Consider the following 17,005-nt stretch of genomic DNA (forward strand, 5'->3'; position numbering starts at 1 on the left):
GCACTCCACCGGGAGTGCGGCGCGCCGTTCCGCGTGGCGCGGGCGGGGATCAGGCCGCCGGGGCCGGGAAGGTCGGGTACTCGACGCCCGAGACGTGCTGGACGACGCGGATGACCTGGCAGGAGTAGCCGAACTCGTTGTCGTACCACAGGTACAGGATCGCGTTGTCGCCGTCGACCTTGGTCGCGCCGGCGTCCACGATGGAGGCGTGGCGCGAGCCGACGAAGTCCATCGAGACGGCGTCGGGAGCCGTGGTGAAGTCGATCTGACGCTTCAGCGGCGAGTGCAGCGAGACGTCGCGGAGGTACTCCAGGACCTCGTCGCGGGTGGTCTCGCGGCCCAGGCGCAGGCTGAGGATGGCGATCGAGACGTCCGGGACGGGGACGCGGATCGAGCTGCCCGTGATCGGGGCCTTCAGCTCCGGCAGCGCCTTGGCGACGGCCGAGGCGGCACCGGTCTCGGTGATCACCATGTTGAGCGGCGCGGAGCGGCCGCGGCGGTCGGCCTTGTGGTAGTTGTCCAGCAGGTTCTGGTCGTTCGTGAACGAGTGGACGGTCTCCACGTGACCGCGCAGCACGCCGTACTCGTCGTCCATCGCCTTGAGCGGCGGGACGATGGCGTTGGTGGTGCAGGAGGCGCAGGAGAGGATCTGCTCGTCCGGCTTGATCGTGTCGTGGTTGACACCGTGCACGATGTTCGGCACGTCGCCCTTGCCGGGCGCGGTCAGGACGACCTTGTCGATGCCGGGGCGCAGGTGCTTGGAGAGGCCCTCGCGGTCCCGCCACTTGCCGGTGTTGTCGATCAGGATGGCGTTCTCGATGCCGTACGCCGTGTAGTCGACCTCGGAGGGGTCGTTGGCGTAGATGACCTTGATCGTGTTGCCGTTGGCGACGATGGTGCTGTTCGCCTCGTCGACCGTGATCGTGCCCTGGAACTGGCCGTGGATCGAGTCCCGGCGCAGCAGGGAGGCGCGCTTGACGAGGTCGGCCTCGCCGCCGCCGCGCACGACGATGGCGCGCAGGCGCAGGCCGTTGCCCGAACCGGCCTTCTCGATGAGGAGGCGGGCCACGAGGCGGCCGATGCGGCCGAAGCCGTAGAGGACGACGTCACGGCCGTCACGGCGCTCGATCTTGTTCGCACCCGTGGCGCCGGCGACGGCCTCCGCGGTGAACTCCTCGACCGTCAGGCCGCGCGAGTCGGCCTTGTACTCGGCGGCGAGCATGCCGATGTCGATCTGCGACGGACCGAGGTCGAGCGTGGTGAGCGTCTGCAGGAAAGGCAGCGTCTCGGTGACCGAGAGCTCCTCGCCGGCGATCTGGCGGGCGAAGCGGTGCGTCTTGAGGATGCTGACGACCGACTTGTTCACCAGGGAGCGGCTGTGGACCAGGACGGTGACGTCCTGCTCCCGGTGCAGCTTCCCGATGATCGGGATCATCGACTCCGCGATCTCCTCACGGTTCTTCCAGCTGGTGAACGAGTCATCATTGACAGTCACAAGATTTATCTTTCGAGCTAGACGGCGCTCATATGGTAACCCGCTGCTCCTTCACCCCGGCAAGGGGGGCCGAACGCGTGTCCGCGAGCTCACACCCGCGGAGCACTCGTTCTCGGCCGACCGGCCGGTCATCGCCCTGTCGCGACCGCGCCGCTCCCTCCAGGCTGGGGAGCCGACGCCGACGAAGGGAACCGCCGTGACGCACCCCGCCGAACCGATCGTGCTCGACCCCGCCGGAACCGACCCCCACGCCGAGCACGCCCGGCTCCGCGCCCGCGGCCCCGCCACCCCCGTCGACGTCCTCGGCGTCCGCGCCTGGTCCGTCTCCGACCCCGCCCTCCTGAAGCGGCTCCTCACCAGCCCCGAGGTCTCCAAGGACGCCCGCCGCCACTGGTCCGCCTTCGAGGAGGCCGTCCCCACCTGGCCGCTCGCCCTCTGGGTCGCGGTCCGCAACATGTTCACCGCCTACGGCGCCGACCACGCCCGGCTCCGCCGGATCATCGCCCCCGCCTTCTCCGCCCGCCGGGTCGCCGCCCTGCGCCGGGACGTCGACACGATCGTCACCGGACTCCTCGACGCACTCGCCACCGTCCCCGCCGGCACCGTGGTCGACCTGCGCGAACGCCTCGCCTACCCGGTGCCCATCGCCGTCATCGGGCGGCTCCTCGGCGTCCCCGAGAAGGACCGCGAGTCCTTCCGCACCCTCGTCGACGGCGTCTTCGACACCACCCTCGACACCGCCGCCGCCCAGGCCAACAGCGAGCGCCTCTACGCCCTCTTCCACGCCTTCATCGCCGCCAAGCGCGCCGAACCGGGCGACGACATGACCTCCCTCCTCCTCGCCGCCCGCGACGAGGAGGGCGACGGCTCCCGGCTGAGCGAGGACGAACTCGCCGACACCCTCCTCCTCATGATCAGCGCCGGCTACGAGACCACCGTCAACGTCATCGACCAGGCCGTCACCGCCCTCCTCGGCCACCCCGACCAGCTCGCCCACGTCCGCGCCGGACGCGTCGGCTGGGAGGACGTCGTCGAGGAGACCCTCCGCCACGAACCCGCCGTCAAACACCTGCCGCTCCGCTTCGCGGTCACCGACATCCCGCTCCCCGACGGCCGGGTCATCGCCCGGGGCGAGGCCATCCTCGCCTCCTACGCCGCCGCCAACCGCCACCCCGACTGGCACGGTCCCTCCGCCGACGCCTTCGACCTCACCCGCGTCACCAAGGACCACCTCGCCTTCGGCCACGGCGTCCACTTCTGCCTGGGCGCCCCGCTCGCCCGCCTGGAGGTCGCCGCCGTCCTGAGCGGCCTCTTCGCCCGCTTCCCCGACCTGGCGCTCGCCGTCCCCGCCGACGACCTCGAACGGATGCCCTCGCTCATCACCAACGGCCACCGGAGGCTGCCGGTGCTGCTGGGCCGGCCGGCCCGCTGAACCGGTCCGCGACCAGCCGCCGCAGCTCCGCCGCCGACGCGGGCGCGAGCCGGTAGACGCCCTGGACGCCGGCCGAGCGGAGCAGCCGCCCGTCCTCCACGTGCTTCAGGGTCCGCTCGCCCCGCCGGGAGGTGAAGGTCAGCCGCTCCAGCAGGTCGCCGGGGACCACGGTGTCGAAGGAGAGCGGGGAGCCCGGCGGGCCGAGCAGCACCTCGCTCACGAAACCGGTCTTGAGCCGCCGCCAGTACAGGAGCTTCGCGTAGTCGTCGTCATGGAGCTCGGCCCCCGCCTCCTCGTGGGTGAGGACGCGGGACACCTCCATCGACCCCAGCACATGGAGCCGGGTGCGGTGGGCCCGCACCGGGTAGACGGTGTCGCCGGGGCGCACCCCGGCCCGCAGGAAGCTGGGCTGCGAGCCGAAGGGCCCGCCGAAGAGGATCGTCGGCCGCAGGCCCTCCTCCCCGGAGCGCTCCAGCTCCCGGCAGAGGTCGTTGGTCCACAGCGTCGTGTAGGAGTTCGCCACGGCAGCACCGTAGGGGCCGCCACCGACAGCGCTGCCGCGGCCTCACGCGAAGGCGTACGCCCGGAACACCTCGCGGACCCGCGCCAGCGGAGCCGGGTCCCGGGTCACGTACAGCCGGTTGGTGAGCAGGACCGCCCAGCGGGCGCGGGCCGGGGAGACCCACATCGCGGTGCCGGTGAAGCCGAAGTGGGCCCACACGTCGTCCGCGGGGCCGGTGCCCGGCGCCGGGTGCCACAGGAGCCCGCGCGGCGGGTCGAGGAGACCCGTGCCGACGCGGAGGGAGGCGGCCGTCCAGGCGGGGGAGAAGCTCCCGGGCGGCGGGGACAGCACCCCGCGCAGGAAGCGGCCGGTGTCGCCGGCCGTGGTGAAGACGCCGGCGATCCCGCAGGCCCCGCCGAGGAGGCGGGCGGAGAAGTCGTGGACCGTGCCCTTCAGGTGGCGGCCGGTCTCCTCGTCGTACTCCGTGGGCGCGCAGCGGGCCGCCGCCTCCGGCGGCAGCGGGCCCCAGCGGGTGTCGCGCATGCCGAGCGGCGCCCAGACGCGCTCCCGGGCGAGATCGGCCAGCGGCCGGCCGGTCAGGTGCTCGGCGAGCCAGCCGAGGACGAGCGCCGCGCGGTCGGTGTACGCCACGGCCGCGCCCGGCGGGTGCCGCAGCGGCTCGGCGAGGACCCCGTCCCTGACGTCCTGCGGGTCGGAGCCGTACAGGAAGCGCAGATTGGCCCGGAGCGGCATCCCGGCCGTGTGGGTGAGCAGGTGGCGCGCGGTGACCCCGCCCACCGGCCGGCCGGCCGCGGCCGGCCAGTAGGAGCCGAGCGGCGCCGACAGGTCCAGTTTCCCGGCGTCGACCAGGGTGCCCGTCACCGCCCAGACCGTGAGGATCTTGGTGAGGCTCGCCACGTCGAAGAGCGTGTTCGGGCGGACCGGCTCCTCGGGGCGGGCCGGGTCGAGGACGCCGACCGCGCCGGCGGAGCGCGTACCGGCCGGACCGCCGACCGCCCACACGGCCCCCGGGCACACGCCCGCCTGGACCGCTCCGGCCAGCAGCCGGGCGTAGGGGGGAACCTCGCTGTGCTCCGCCACGGCACGCCTCCGGCAGGGGTCGGCGCGGCCCGGTCCGGCCGCACCCAGGCATGCATGCCCGCGCGCGGCGGGGAGGACACCGTTCCGGCCGGGACGGCGTCAGTTGCAGACGACCTCGTCGCGCGGGGTGTAGTGGGTCTTGAAGGTCTGCCGCTTGACCTCCTCGCCGCCGTTCTTGAAGACCCGGTCGACCGCGATGTCGAAGCCCTCCAGGGGCTCCTGCGGCACGCACTTCTCGCCGGTGGCCTCGCGCTTCTCCGGCTGGGTGATGGCGGTGCGCGGGCCGGCCACCGCCTCCACGGAGTCGTACTTCTTGGTGCCGTAGAAGGTGATGGTCACCGAGGAGTCCGTGGCGCTCGCCGCGATGTAGATCGGCTTGCCGGAGTCGTTGCGGAACTTCTGGTCCAGGCTGCCCCAGGCGACGGTGGCCTCGCGGCCCGCCGGGTAGCGCTCGATGTAGAAGGAGTGGGCGCCGTACTCGACCGGCTGCACGCCGGCGAAGAAGACCGCGTTGAACATGGTGGTCGCCACCGCCGACACGCCGCCGCCGGGCGCCTCCTGGTAGCGGCCGTCGAGGATCATCGTGCCGTCGACGAAACCGTTCTCCTCGGTGCGCTCGCCGACCGTCTCGTTGAAGCTCCACACCTCGCCCGGCCGCACCAGCGAGCCGTTGATCAGCTCGGCCGCCCGGCCGATGTTCACCGTCCGGTAGGGGGCGGTGGGGAAGTTCACGGTGAAGGTCGACATCTGCTCCTGGATGCCGAGCGAGGCGAGGGTGGCGTTGCTCACCTGGGGCTGGGTGACCTTGGTGGCCACGGAGGCGGTACGGGCCGCCTCCCCGGTACGGGTCAGCAGCGGGTCCACCGCGGCGGCGAGCGACTTCTCGGTCACCTCGCGGCCCGGCTTGCCGTCCTTCACGACGACGACCCTGCCGTCCCGCACGCCGAGGGTCCCCTCCACCGGCGCGCCCGTCATGGCGGCGAGCGGGCGGGCCACGTCCGGGTCGCGCAGCAGCGCGGTGGAGTCGAGGGAACCGGCCAGCCGGCCGTCCTCGTTCCGCACGGTCAGGTGGTCGCCCAGGGTCTCGGGGGAGATCCGCAGCCGCTGGTCGCCCACGGAGAGCGTCACCGGTCCGGAGACGGCCGGCCGCGCGTAGGAGTCGAGGAAACGGGTCAGCTCGGCGGCGGCGAGCTTCGGCTCGGTCACCGACACCGGCAGGGTGACGGCGGCCGCGCCGGGGGCGGCCGGGTAGGCGGCCGTGAGGGCCTCGGCGGCCTTCGCGGTGTCCAGCTTCTGCCCGGTGACGGGCCGGGTGGAGACGGCCTCGCCGTTCCGGAAGGAGACCGAGCCCTCCTTGACGGCCCGGTCGTTCTCCTTCGCCAGCGCGGCGACGGCCGCGCCGGTCTTCGCCGCGTCGTGGGCGAGGACCGGCTCGATCTCGCGGTCGCCGGAGGAGAAGAGACGGCCGATGACGGTGAACGGGTCGCGGGACGGGTCGGCGGCCCGGTCGGCCGTCGCCTCCGCGTCGACCGTCAGTCCGGCCGCCGCCGGGGCCACGCTCTCGGTGCGCTCGCCGACCTTCACCGCGATCGGCGCCGTCCACGCCGCCGGGGCCTGCGCCCGCAGCCGCTCGGCCGCCTCGGCCTTGCTCAGGCCGCCTATGTCGACGCCGCCGACCCGGGTGCCGGCGGATATGTCGTCGCCGGTGCTCACCAGGCCGGCCACGTAGAGACCGCCCGCCGCCACGGCGACGACGCCCGTCGCGATCGCGGCCGTCCGCCACCGTGGGCGGTTACCGGCGGCGGGCGTCGGGGCATGGTCGGTCCTGGGGCGGGGCACGCGCTCTCCCGGGGCGTCGGGGACAGGGGAATCCCCACGACGGTACGCCGAAAGAGTGTCAAATGCACATAAAGTGGCGATGACCTGCGGCGATGCCACCCCGAAACCGCCCCGCCACCCACGGTGCACCCGGGCTGCCGCCCCCGGCCTGCCGCACCCCCGCGTCACGCCGCACCGGGGCCCCCAGGCCTGCCACCCTCAGGCCCGCCGCACCCCGGGCTCGCGCCCGGCCCGCCGCACCCGGGCTCGCACCCGGCCCGCCGCCTCCGGGCTCGCGCCCGGGCCACCCCCCAGGCCCGCCGCGCCCGCCCCCCCCGGGGTCTCGCCGCTACCCTGGCCGGATGCCCGCCGACGAACCGTTCCCGCGCCACGAGTCGCCCGTCGATCCGCTCCGCGCCCCCGGGACCGGGCCCCGCTCGGTGGAGCGGGCGCTCGACCTGCTCGACCTCGTCGCGGACGCCGGACGGCCCGTGGGCGCCAAGGCGCTGGCCCGGGCGCTCGGCTGCGCGCTGTCGACCGTTTACCACCTGACCGGCCCGCTGCTGGACCGCGGCCACCTCGTGCGCACCGCCGAGGGGTACGCCCCCGGCCCCCGCGTCCCGGCCCTGCACCGCGCCCACCTCCGCCACCACGGACTCGGCGCCCCCACCGGCGAACTCCTCGGGCGGCTGCGCCGGGCGACCGGCGCGGAGGCGTACCACACGGCCTACCGCGACGGCCTGATCACCGTCGTCGACACCACCGCGCCCGTCACCGACACCGCCCACCCCTTCACCCCGGGCCCGGAGGCCCGCGCGCACGCCACCGCGCACGGCAAGGCGCTGCTCGCCGCGCTGCCGAGGGCCCGGCGCCGCCGCTATCTCGCCGAACACGGCATGGCCCGGTTCACCGAGCGGACCATCACCGGCGCCGAGCGCTTCGAGGCCGAGATGGCCACCGTCCGGGGCCAGGGCTACGCCGTCTCCGTCGGCGAGGCCGACCTCGCGTACACGTGCCTCGCCGTCGCGGTGCCCGACCGGGGCGACGGCATCGTGCACGCCCTCTCCGTCTCCCTGCCCACCGCGGACCTCGCCCGACGCCAGGGCGCCGTCCGGGCCGCCCTGGCCCGCGCGGTGCCGGACTTTCCGGCCCTGCCGGAATCCTGAGCCGTCCGTCTGGCCCGGGCCCGGCCGGCCGGCGCAGCCTGACGGCATGATCTTCATCGCCGTCCGCTTCACCGTCCGTCCCGACCTCGCCGACCAGTGGCCCGACCTGGTCGCCGACTTCACCCGCGCCACCCGCGAGGAGCCGGGCAACCTCTTCTTCGACTGGTCCCGAGGTGTCGACGACCCGAACGTCTACACCCTCCTGGAGGGCTTCGCCGACGACGAGGCCGGTGCCGTCCACGTCGCCTCCGACCACTTCGCCGCCGGACTCGCCGCCATGGCCGGAGCCGTCGCCGCCACCCCCGAGATCGTCAACGTCCGGACGGAGCAGCCGGGCTGGGGCCCGATGGCGGAGCTCGCGCCCACCGGCGCCTGATCCCGCCGGGAGCCGCCCGACCGCCTGATAGGTTCGCCGCACAGTACGGCCGGGCGGCGTCCCGGGGCCGAGGGGAGAAGCGGCACATGGCGGTGAGCGGGCGACAGACCGGCAGGCCCACCCTGGAGGAGGTCGCGGCCCGGGCCGGAGTCGGCCGCGGCACCGTCTCCCGGGTCATCAACGGCTCCCCGAAGGTGAGCGAACAGGCCAAGGCGGCCGTCGAGAAGGCCGTCGCCGAACTCGGCTACGTCCCCAACCGGGCCGCCCGCGCGCTGGCCGGCAGCCGCACCGACGCCATCGCCCTCGTCGTCCCCGAGACCGAGGCCCGGCTCTTCGCCGAACCGTACTTCCTCGACATCATCCGCGGCGTCAGCAGCGAACTCGCCGCCGCCGACAAGCAGTTGCTGCTCACCCTGATCCGCAGCGACCAGGAGCGGCAGCGCTTCGAGCAGTACCTCGCCGCCCAGCGCGTCGACGGCGTCCTGCTCGTCTCCGTGCACGCCGACGACCCGCTGCCCGACCAGGTCCGCGCCCTCGGCCTGCCCGCCGTGCTCAACGGCCGCCGCCGCGCCGACGAGCCCGTCGCCTTCGTCGACTCCGACAACACCGGCGCCGGCCGCACCGCCGTCGCCCACCTCGCCGCCGGCGGCCGGCGGCGCATCGCCACCGTCACCGGCCCCCTCGACATGTACGGCGCCCGCTGCCGCCTCGACGGCTACCGCGAGGGCCTCGACGAGGCCGGCCTCCCCGCCGACGACGCCCTCGTCGCCACCGGCGACTTCACCGAGGAGGGCGGCCGCCGTGCCATGCGCGAACTCCTGGACCGCGCCCCGGACCTCGACGCCGTCTTCGCCGCCTCCGACGTGATGGCGGCCGGCGCCCGGGCCGTGCTGCGCGAGGCGGGCCGCCGGGTCCCCGAGGACGTCGCCCTCGTCGGCGTCGACGACTCCGCCGTCGCCCGCCTCATGGACCCGCCGCTCACCAGCGTCCGCCAGCCCATCGAGGAGATGGGCCGCAGCATGGCCCGGCTGCTCCTCGCCGAGATCGCCTGCCCGAGCGAGCCCGACGACCAGCCCCGCCGGATGCTCCCCACCGAACTCGTCGTCCGCGCCTCCTCCTGACGGCCCGCCCGGTTCACCCCCGCGTGGCATGATCACGCCGACGCCGGCACCGGGCCGGCGACGACCGGGGGATCCCCATGGACTGGTACGTCGTTCCGGGGGCGTTCGCGCTCCTCCTCGCCGTCGGCGGCATCGCCACCCTGCGCACCGGCTTCGTCCCGCCCTGGCTCCGCCACCGGGTCCGCCGGGTCGCCCTCTACGGCTGGGCCCAGGTGATCATGGCCGGATCCTTCGCCCTCCAGAGCGCCGGGGGCTTCGCCGGCGAGCCCGCCGCGAGCTCGGCCCTCGGCCTCGTCTCGGTGCTCTCCCTGCTCGCCGCCCTCGTCCTCCTCCTCGTCTCCCAGCTCGGCCGCGCCCGCGACTGACACGGGATCCCGGGAAACGGGATCCCCGCCCCGGCGTGTCGTTCGGGTGAGCCCAGCGGGCGCCCGGGCCGCGCGTGGGTTCGAATCGGGTCATGGCTCCCTACGACAGGCGCACAGGCGGCTCCCCGAGGCCGCCGAAGACCGGTGGCACCTGGTGGTACGCCGCCGTGGCCGGCGAGGCCGCGGACTCCTTCAGCACCCGCGTCCGCACCCGGACCCGGCGGGCCTGCCTCGGGGCCGTCCTGCTGCTCACGCTCGTCTACGCCGGGCTCGTGCTCACCGCGACCGGCCGCCGCTGGGGCGACGCCGCCGTCACCGGCCGGCGCGCCGACACCCGGGTCGCCGCCTTCCTGCGCGACCACCCCTCCCTGGCCGGAGCGGCCACCCTCTCCCTCGTCCTCGCCTGCGTCCTCCTCGTCGGCCTCGGCGTGGTGCGCAAGCGGTACACGCTCGCCGGCGCCGCCGCGGGAGCCGTCGCCGTGGCCCTGGCCGTCACCGGACTCCTCCAGCTGTACGCCCCCCGCCCCCGGCTCGCCGAAGCCGCCGGGGCGCTCCTGCCCAGCGGCTTCCCCAGCGCCACCGCCACCCTGGCCTTCGGGGTCGCCTTCGCCCTCCCCCTGGTCGTGCCCCGGCGCTCCCGGGAGCTCGTCGTCGGCGCCGCCACCCTGTGGGCCGTCGCCCTCGGGGCCTACTCGATCGCCGCGGGCGACCACCGCCCGGGCGACGTCATGGCCGCCGCGCTGCTCGCCCTCGCCGTCCAGTGCGGGCTGATCGCCCTCCTCGCCCGCCGCGGCAAGGTCCGCCCCGGCAGCCGCCACGGCACCGTCCTGCGCGGCCTCCCGGCCACCCTGCCGCTCGCGCTGGTCGCCGCCGGCGGGCTGGTGGCCGGATTCGTACTCCTCGGCGACACCCTCGGACTGCCCGCCACCGCCCCGTACGACCCCGCGGAGCTCCGGCTGGCGCACCGCTGCGGCCAGGCCCTCGCCGCCGGGGTCGGCGCCGCCGCCGGGCTCGTCCTGCTCGCCCTCGTCCGCCACGTCGACCTGGACGGCGGCCCCGCCCCGTACCGGCTCGGCGGCCCCTTCGTGGAGGACTCCGGAGCCCCCGACCAAGGTGAGCTCGTGGGGCCCTTTACGGAGAACCACGATCACGAGATATCTTGATGTCGAGCAATCTCGCATACGCAGACGTGGAGCGGAGCACCTGGTGACTGACTCGACCATCATCTACACCCACACCGACGAGGCGCCTGCCCTGGCGACGTACTCGTTCCTGCCCGTGATCCAGGCGTACGCCTCCACGGCAGGTGTCACGGTCGAGACGCGTGACATCTCGCTCGCGGGCCGCATCATCGCGAGCTTCCCCGAGTTCCTCCAGGAGGAGCAGCGCATCGGCGACGCCCTCGCCGAACTGGGTGAGCTGGCCAAGACCGCCGAGGCCAACATCATCAAGCTGCCGAACGTCTCGGCCTCGATCCCGCAGCTGAAGGCCGCGGTCGCCGAGCTCCAGGCCCAGGGCTACGCCCTCCCGGACTACCCGGACGACCCGAAGACGGAGCAGGACGCGGACGTCCGCGCCCGCTACGACAAGATCAAGGGATCGGCCGTCAACCCGGTCCTGCGCGAGGGCAACTCCGACCGCCGCGCCCCCGGCTCGGTCAAGAACTACGCCAAGAACCACCCGCACCGCATGGGCGCCTGGACCCCCGAGTCCAAGACCAACGTCGCCACCATGAGCGAGAACGACTTCGCCTCCTCGGAGAAGTCCGTCGTCATCGCCGCGGACGACACCCTGCGCTTCGAGTTCACCGCCGCCGACGGCACCACCTCCGAGCTGCGCGCGCCGCTCAAGGTCATCGCCGGCGAGGTCGTCGACGCCGCCGTCATGCGCGCCGCCGCCCTGCGCACCTTCCTCAGCGAGCAGGTCGCCCGCGCCAAGGCCGAGGACGTGCTCTTCTCCGTGCACCTCAAGGCCACGATGATGAAGGTCTCCGACCCGATCGTCTTCGGCCACGTCGTGCGCGCCTTCTTCCCGAAGACCTTCGCGCAGTACGGCGAGACCCTCGCCGCCGCCGGCCTCTCCGCCAACGACGGTCTGGGCACCGTCCTGAACGGCCTCGCCGCCCTCCCGAACGGCGACGAGATCAAGGCCTCCTTCGACGCCGAGATCGCCGAGGGCCCCGCCCTCGCCATGGTCGACTCCGACAAGGGCATCACCAACCTGCACGTGCCGTCCGACGTCATCGTCGACGCCTCGATGCCGGCCATGATCCGCACCTCCGGCCACATGTGGGGCCCGGACGGCCAGGAGGCCGACACCCTCGCGGTCCTGCCGGACCACAGCTACTCCGGCGTCTACCAGGCCGTCATCGAGGACTGCCGCCTCCACGGCGCCTTCGACCCGGCCACCATGGGTTCCGTCCCGAACGTCGGCCTCATGGCGCAGAAGGCCGAGGAGTACGGCTCCCACGACAAGACCTTCGAGATCGCGCAGGCCGGCACCGTCCGCCTCGTCGACTCCGAGGGCACCGTCCTCCTGGAGCAGGAGGTCGCCGAGGGCGACATCTTCCGCGCCTGCCAGACCAAGGACCTCCCGATCCAGGACTGGGTCAAGCTCGCCGTCACCCGCGCCCGCGCCACCGGCGCCCCGGCCGTCTTCTGGCTGGACGAGAACCGCGCCCACGACGCGCGGCTCATCGCCAAGGTGGAGCAGTACCTGCCGGAGCACGACACCGAGGGCCTGGACATCCGGATCCTGTCCCCGATCGAGGCGACGAAGTTCTCCCTGGAGCGCATCCGCCGCGGCGAGGACACCATCTCCGTCACGGGCAACGTCCTCCGCGACTACCTGACCGACCTCTTCCCCATCCTGGAGCTGGGCACCAGCGCCAAGATGCTGTCGGTCGTCCCGCTCATGGCGGGCGGCGGCCTCTTCGAGACCGGCGCCGGAGGCTCCGCCCCGAAGCACGTCCAGCAGCTCGTCAAGGAGAACTACCTCCGCTGGGACTCGCTCGGCGAGTTCTTCGCGCTGGCCGCCTCCTTCGAGCACCTGGCCACCACCACGGGCAACGCCCGCGCCCAGGTCCTCGCGGACACCCTGGACCGCGCCACCGGCACCTTCCTCAACGAGGACAAGTCGCCGACCCGTCGCCTCGGCGGCATCGACAACCGCGGCAGCCACTTCTACCTGTCCCTGTACTGGGCCCAGGAGCTGGCCGCGCAGACCGAGGACGCCGAGCTCGCCAAGGCGTTCGCCCCGCTCGCCGAGACCCTCGCGGCGAACGAGACGAAGATCGTCGACGAGCTGAACGCCGTCCAGGGCTCCCCGGCCGAGATCGGCGGCTACTACCAGCCCGACCCGGCCAAGGCCGCGGCCGTGATGCGCCCGTCCGCCACGTTCAACGAGGCCGTCGCGTCCCTCGCCTGATCCGGAGGCCGACGCGTACCGCCCCGGCCGGAGCGATTCCGGTCGGGGCGGTCGCGTCGGTGGCGCGTACGCCATCCGGGTGTGACCCTGGAGGGCATGAGCTGGGCATCTTGGACGACCGCCGGTGTCTACACCGGGCGTGGTGGGGTGCTGACCGTCGAGGGCGGAATCGTCACGGGAGATCTGACCGTGCACACGACCTTCGTCGACGGTGAGGCACGCGTGGCCGTGCAGTACAGCGGCGCCTCCGACTGGTTCACCATGTCGGGAAGTCCCGTCCCCTGTTCCTCGGAGGAGGAGAGCCGTGAACTCCACGACGCCGTCGTGGAGGCAGTGAGGGAGGGCGCCGGGGCCACCGTCCCCCGCCTGCCCCATCCGACCGGCTAGCCGGCCGGACGACCACAGGCCCGAACCAGGCCGGATCCCCGGCCGGAAAAAGTGTTATCCCCACCCGGCCCCGCGCGTCTCCAGCAGGACGGGGACCAGGACCGGGCACGAGGGAGCACCATCCATGCACAGCGACGAGCAGCGCACCACCGCCCTGGTGGAGGCGGCGCGCGCGGGCGATCCGCACGCCAGGGACGAACTGGTACGCGCCTGCCTGCCGCTCGTCCACAACGTGGTGGGGCGGGCCCTCGACGGCCACGCCGACACCGACGACATCGTGCAGGAGACCCTGGTCCGGGCCCTCGACGGGCTGCCCGGGCTGCGCGACCCGGAGCGCTTCCGGTCCTGGCTCGTCGCCATCGCCATGAACGGGGTGCGCCGCCGCTGGCGGGAACGCCGCCAGGCACCCGTGCCCGGCCTCGACCGGGCCGTCGACCTCGCCGACCCGGCCGGCGACTTCACCGACCTCACCATCCTCCGCCTCGGCCTGACCGGACAGCGCCGCGACGTCGCCCGCGCCACCCGCTGGCTCGACGAGGAGGACCGCGAGCTGCTCTCCCTGTGGTGGCTGGAGGCCGCCGGCGAACTCACCCGCGCCGAACTCGCCGAGGCCCTCGGCCTGCCCCCGGCGCACACCGCCGTCCGCGTCCAGCGGATGAGGGAACGCCTGGAGACCGGCCGGGCCGTCGTCGGCGCCCTCGACGCCGAGCCCCGCTGCCCCGACCTCGCCGCCACCCTCGCCCCCTGGGACGGCCGCCCCTCCCCGCTGTGGCGCAAACGCATAGCCCGCCACCTGCGCGACTGCCGAGGCTGCGCGACCGGACGCGCCCGCCGGGGGCTCGCCCCCGTCGAAGGCCTCCTCGTCGGCATCGGCCTGGTCCCGCCCGTCGCCGGTGCCCTCCTCGACGCCGGTACGACCCCGGCCCTCGCGGCACAGCCGGCGGGAGCGGCGGAACCGCTGGGCCCGACGGAACCAGGGGGCCCGGCGGAACCGATGGGCTCGGGCCCGACGGAACCGGCGGGAGCGGCGCAGCCGGTCGGCGGGCCGCAGCCGGTCGGCGGGCCGCAGCCGGTCGGAGGGGCGGAGTCGGTCGGCGGGGCGGAGTCGGCGGGGGCTCACGCCGCGCCGTACTGGTCCACCGGGCGCCGCGCCGGGGTCGCCGGGGCCGGGGCCGCGGCCGTCGCCGTCCTCGGCGCGCTCGTGCTCACGCTCCCCGAGGCGCCCGAGCCCCCTCCCGCGCCCCGGCCCGTCGCCGCACCGCCCGCCACCACCCCCACGCCGACGCCCCCGGCCACCCCCACCGCGAGCACCGTCACCGCCGCGGCCACCCGCCCGGCGCCGCCCACCCGTACGCCCACCACCACCGCGCCCGCCCCGACCCGCACCACCGCACCGCCCCCGGCCGACCCGGGGGAGCGGGTCACGGAACTGGTCAACCGGCTCCGGGCGGACGCCGGTTGCGACCCGCTGCGCACCGATCCCCGGCTGACGGCCGCCGCGCGCGCCTACGCCCGGGACATGACGGCCCGCGGCTATTACGGCCACGCCAGCCCCGAGGGCGAGTTCGCGGACACCCGCATGACCGAGGCCGGTTACCGCTGGTCGGCCTGGGCGGAGAACCTGGCCGAGGGGCAGCGGGACCCGGCCTCCGTCGTCGCCGGCTGGCGGGACGACGCCGGGCACGCGCGCAACATGCTCGACTGCGCCTACCGCGACACCGGCGTGGCCGCGGCCCCCGGCCCGCGCGGCACGGTCTGGGTGCAGAAACTGGCCGCGCCCGCGAACTGAACCCGCACGGACCCGGACCGCACGGACCCGGCCCCGCGCACCCCGGCCCCGCGTGCACCGGACCGGCCGTCCGCCGGGCCGGCCGCGCGTCAGCCCTGGGTGCCGAAGTCCTGCACCCACCACGGCCCGTCGGCGGTGAGGGTCACGCCGACGCCGATGTCGTGGAACGAGCAGTTGAGGATGTTCGCCCGGTGAGCCGGGCTGTCCATCCAGTCGTCCATCGCCCGCTGGGGGGTCTTCGGCCCCTTGTGGATGTTCTCGCCCCACGCGGACCAGCTGTAGCCGGTGGCGCTGATCCGGTCGCCGCCGTCCCGCCCCTCGGGGTCGTCGTGCGCGTAGTAGTCGCGCGCCGCCATGTCGTCGGCGTGCCTCTGGGCGGCCTTGGCGAGCCGGGCCTCGGCCCGCAGCGGCCCGCACCCCGCCCTGTCCCGCTCGGCGTTGGCGAGGGCGATGACGTCCTGGACGTAACGGGAGGAGCGGGCCCGCGCGCTCACCGGCGCGGCGAGGGCGGCCCCGGTCTGCGGCGCGAGCCCGTCGTGGGCCGCCCCGTCCCGCGCCCCGGCGCCGACCTGGGGCGAGGCGGGGGGCGGGACGGGGCGGGACGGGGGCGGGGCCTGGGGGGCGGGGGGCCTGGCCGCGCGCGGGGCGGGCGGAGGGGACGGGAGGGCCGCGTACAGGCCGAGGAGGACGGTGAGGACGGCGGCCGTGGTGCCCGCGGCGAGGACCGACGCGGCGAAGCCCGGCCGGGGGAGCGCGCGGCGGCGGACCGGTCCGCCGCGGCGGTGTCGGCCGGACGGGGGGTTGCCGGGGCGGGGGTGTGCGAAGGGGTCGGAAGGGTCGGGACCGTCGTACCGCATGGAGCTCCGCTCTCTGGCCTGCGCCGCCGTCCGGTCCGGGCCCGTCCGGGCCCCGGGGCGACGGGGTCAAGGCTTTCCGCCCGCCGCCGCCCCGACACCCGCCGTCAACCGGGAGAGTCAACTCCGCGTGCCGACCCGCCGCACCGGCTTGACACGGCGGCCCGGCGGGTACGGTGCTCCCGGCCCTCAGCCCTGGGGGATCACGGCCACCGGGCACGGGGCCAGGTGGAGGGCCGCGTGGGCCACCGAGCCGATCCGCCGGCCCAGGGCGCCGCGCTTGGCGCGGCGGCCGACCACGAGGAGCTGTGCGGCCCCGGAGGTGGTGAGGAGGACCTGGCCGGCGCTGCCGAGTTCGACGTGTTCGGTCACCGGCACGTGCGGATAGCGCTCGCGCCAGGGGGCCAGGGCCTCGCGGAGCGCCTTCTCCTCGAAGGGCACCAGGCCGCCGGCGTCGTCGGCGAGCCGCATGGAGGTCGGGCTGAAGGCGTAGAGCGAAGGCAGGCTCCAGGCGCGCACGGCGCGGATGGCCGCGCCCCGGGCGTCGGCCGTCTCGAAGGCGAAGCGCAGCACCGCCTCGCAGTCCTCCGGGCTGCCCTGCTGGCCCACCAGGATCTCGCCCGTGGGCGGTTCGGCGGCCCGGTCGTCACGGGCGCGGACGGCGACGACCGGCCGGGTCGCCGCGGCGATGATCTGCATGCCGTACGAGCCGAGCAGGAAGCCGGCCACCGCCCCGTGCCCGCGCGAGCCGAGGACCAGCATCCCGGCCCGCTCCTGCGCTTCGAGGAGCGCCGCGACCGGCGTGTCCGTCAGCACCTCGGCGGTGACCGTGACGTCCGGGTACCGCTCCGCGATCTCCGCCTCGGCCGCCCGCACCACCTCCTCGGCGGCCCGCTCCTGGGCGTCCCGGTCCTGGACCAGCGGCAGGTCGAGCGGTTCCCACCGCCACGCGTGCGCGAGCCGCAGCGCGACGCCCCGGTGCCCGGCCTCCCGCGCCGCCCACTCCGCGGCGGCGAGACTCTCCGGCGATCCGTCCACCCCGGCCACGATCTCCGTCCCGGCACGGAACTCCTGGGCCTCGCGACTCATCTGACGTCCTCCCTGACGGCGGGCGACGGGTCCGGCCCGGCGGCCGGTCCCTCCTCACCCCCCAGCTTGGGCCCATCGGCCGTC

At 74.9% G+C, this 17,005-nt stretch carries 15 protein-coding genes; 9 read left to right on the forward strand and 6 right to left on the reverse strand.

Going from position 1 to position 17,005, the window contains the following annotated elements; translation table 11 throughout:
• Positions 1-49 precede the first annotated feature (49 nt).
• The gene (locus ACFQ8C_RS10830) at positions 50-1,495 is read right to left on the reverse strand and encodes a glyceraldehyde-3-phosphate dehydrogenase (protein ID WP_360610183.1); all 1,446 of its coding nucleotides are present in this window, start codon (positions 1,493-1,495) and stop codon (positions 50-52) included.
• Positions 1,496-1,691: 196 nt separating this feature from the next.
• Here ACFQ8C_RS10830 and ACFQ8C_RS10835 point away from each other — a divergent pair, with 196 nt between their 5' ends.
• Positions 1,692-2,927 (forward strand): cytochrome P450, encoded by a 1,236-nt coding sequence (locus ACFQ8C_RS10835; RefSeq protein ID WP_383454641.1) that lies wholly within the window; start codon positions 1,692-1,694, stop codon positions 2,925-2,927.
• On the opposite strand, the gene ACFQ8C_RS10840 is transcribed toward ACFQ8C_RS10835, so the two are convergent.
• From ACFQ8C_RS10840 to ACFQ8C_RS10850, 3 genes are all read right to left on the reverse strand, one after another.
• Positions 2,875-3,450: a hypothetical protein gene (locus ACFQ8C_RS10840; RefSeq protein WP_383454643.1), complete on the reverse strand. Its 576-nt coding sequence runs from the start codon at positions 3,448-3,450 to the stop codon at positions 2,875-2,877. The two genes, ACFQ8C_RS10835 and ACFQ8C_RS10840, sit on opposite strands and share 53 nt — an antisense overlap.
• A 42-nt stretch (positions 3,451-3,492) precedes the next feature.
• Positions 3,493-4,530, reverse strand: coding sequence for a serine hydrolase domain-containing protein (locus ACFQ8C_RS10845; protein ID WP_383454646.1), 1,038 nt, complete (start codon positions 4,528-4,530; stop codon positions 3,493-3,495).
• A 99-nt stretch (positions 4,531-4,629) separates the two neighbouring features.
• A complete protein-coding gene (locus ACFQ8C_RS10850; RefSeq protein WP_383454648.1) occupies positions 4,630-6,369 on the reverse strand; it encodes a VanW family protein in 1,740 nt (579 codons plus the stop codon).
• 341 nt (positions 6,370-6,710) lie between these two features.
• Between ACFQ8C_RS10850 and ACFQ8C_RS10855 the strand changes: the two genes are divergently transcribed.
• The 8 genes from ACFQ8C_RS10855 (at position 6,711) to ACFQ8C_RS10890 (ending at position 14,978) form a co-directional block, all read left to right on the forward strand.
• Positions 6,711-7,514, forward strand: coding sequence for an IclR family transcriptional regulator (locus ACFQ8C_RS10855; protein WP_383454651.1), 804 nt, complete (start codon positions 6,711-6,713; stop codon positions 7,512-7,514).
• A gap of 46 nt (positions 7,515-7,560) precedes the next feature.
• Positions 7,561-7,890, forward strand: coding sequence for a putative quinol monooxygenase (locus tag ACFQ8C_RS10860; protein WP_383454653.1), 330 nt, complete (start codon positions 7,561-7,563; stop codon positions 7,888-7,890).
• Positions 7,891-7,976: 86 nt separating this feature from the next.
• Positions 7,977-9,011, forward strand: a complete 1,035-nt coding sequence (locus tag ACFQ8C_RS10865; RefSeq protein ID WP_383454656.1) for a LacI family DNA-binding transcriptional regulator — start codon at positions 7,977-7,979, stop codon at positions 9,009-9,011.
• Positions 9,012-9,088: 77 nt separating this feature from the next.
• The gene (locus ACFQ8C_RS10870) at positions 9,089-9,376 is read left to right on the forward strand and encodes a hypothetical protein (RefSeq protein ID WP_383454659.1); all 288 of its coding nucleotides are present in this window, start codon (positions 9,089-9,091) and stop codon (positions 9,374-9,376) included.
• Positions 9,377-9,468: 92 nt separating this feature from the next.
• A complete protein-coding gene (locus tag ACFQ8C_RS10875) occupies positions 9,469-10,539 on the forward strand; it encodes a phosphatase PAP2 family protein (RefSeq protein ID WP_383454661.1) in 1,071 nt (356 codons plus the stop codon).
• A 43-nt stretch (positions 10,540-10,582) separates the two neighbouring features.
• Positions 10,583-12,802 (forward strand): NADP-dependent isocitrate dehydrogenase, encoded by a 2,220-nt coding sequence (locus ACFQ8C_RS10880; protein ID WP_383454663.1) that lies wholly within the window; start codon positions 10,583-10,585, stop codon positions 12,800-12,802.
• Between the two features lie 96 nt (positions 12,803-12,898).
• Positions 12,899-13,189 (forward strand): hypothetical protein, encoded by a 291-nt coding sequence (locus ACFQ8C_RS10885; protein ID WP_383454666.1) that lies wholly within the window; start codon positions 12,899-12,901, stop codon positions 13,187-13,189.
• Between the two features lie 124 nt (positions 13,190-13,313).
• Complete coding sequence (locus tag ACFQ8C_RS10890) at positions 13,314-14,978, forward strand: sigma-70 family RNA polymerase sigma factor (RefSeq protein ID WP_383454668.1); 1,665 nt, start codon at positions 13,314-13,316, stop codon at positions 14,976-14,978.
• Between the two features lie 89 nt (positions 14,979-15,067).
• Here ACFQ8C_RS10890 and ACFQ8C_RS10895 read toward each other — a convergent pair whose 3' ends face one another.
• Entirely contained in the window at positions 15,068-15,835 is a 768-nt protein-coding gene (locus ACFQ8C_RS10895) for a CAP domain-containing protein (protein WP_383454671.1), read from the reverse strand.
• 186 nt (positions 15,836-16,021) lie between these two features.
• On the reverse strand, positions 16,022-16,921 hold the full coding sequence (locus ACFQ8C_RS10900; protein WP_383454674.1) for a universal stress protein: 900 nt from the start codon (positions 16,919-16,921) through the stop codon (positions 16,022-16,024).
• Positions 16,922-17,005: the final 84 nt, after the last annotated feature.

It is taken from the genome of Streptomyces sp. NPDC056503 (assembly GCF_042794995.1).
Taxonomy (GTDB): Bacteria; Actinomycetota; Actinomycetes; order Streptomycetales; family Streptomycetaceae; genus Streptomyces.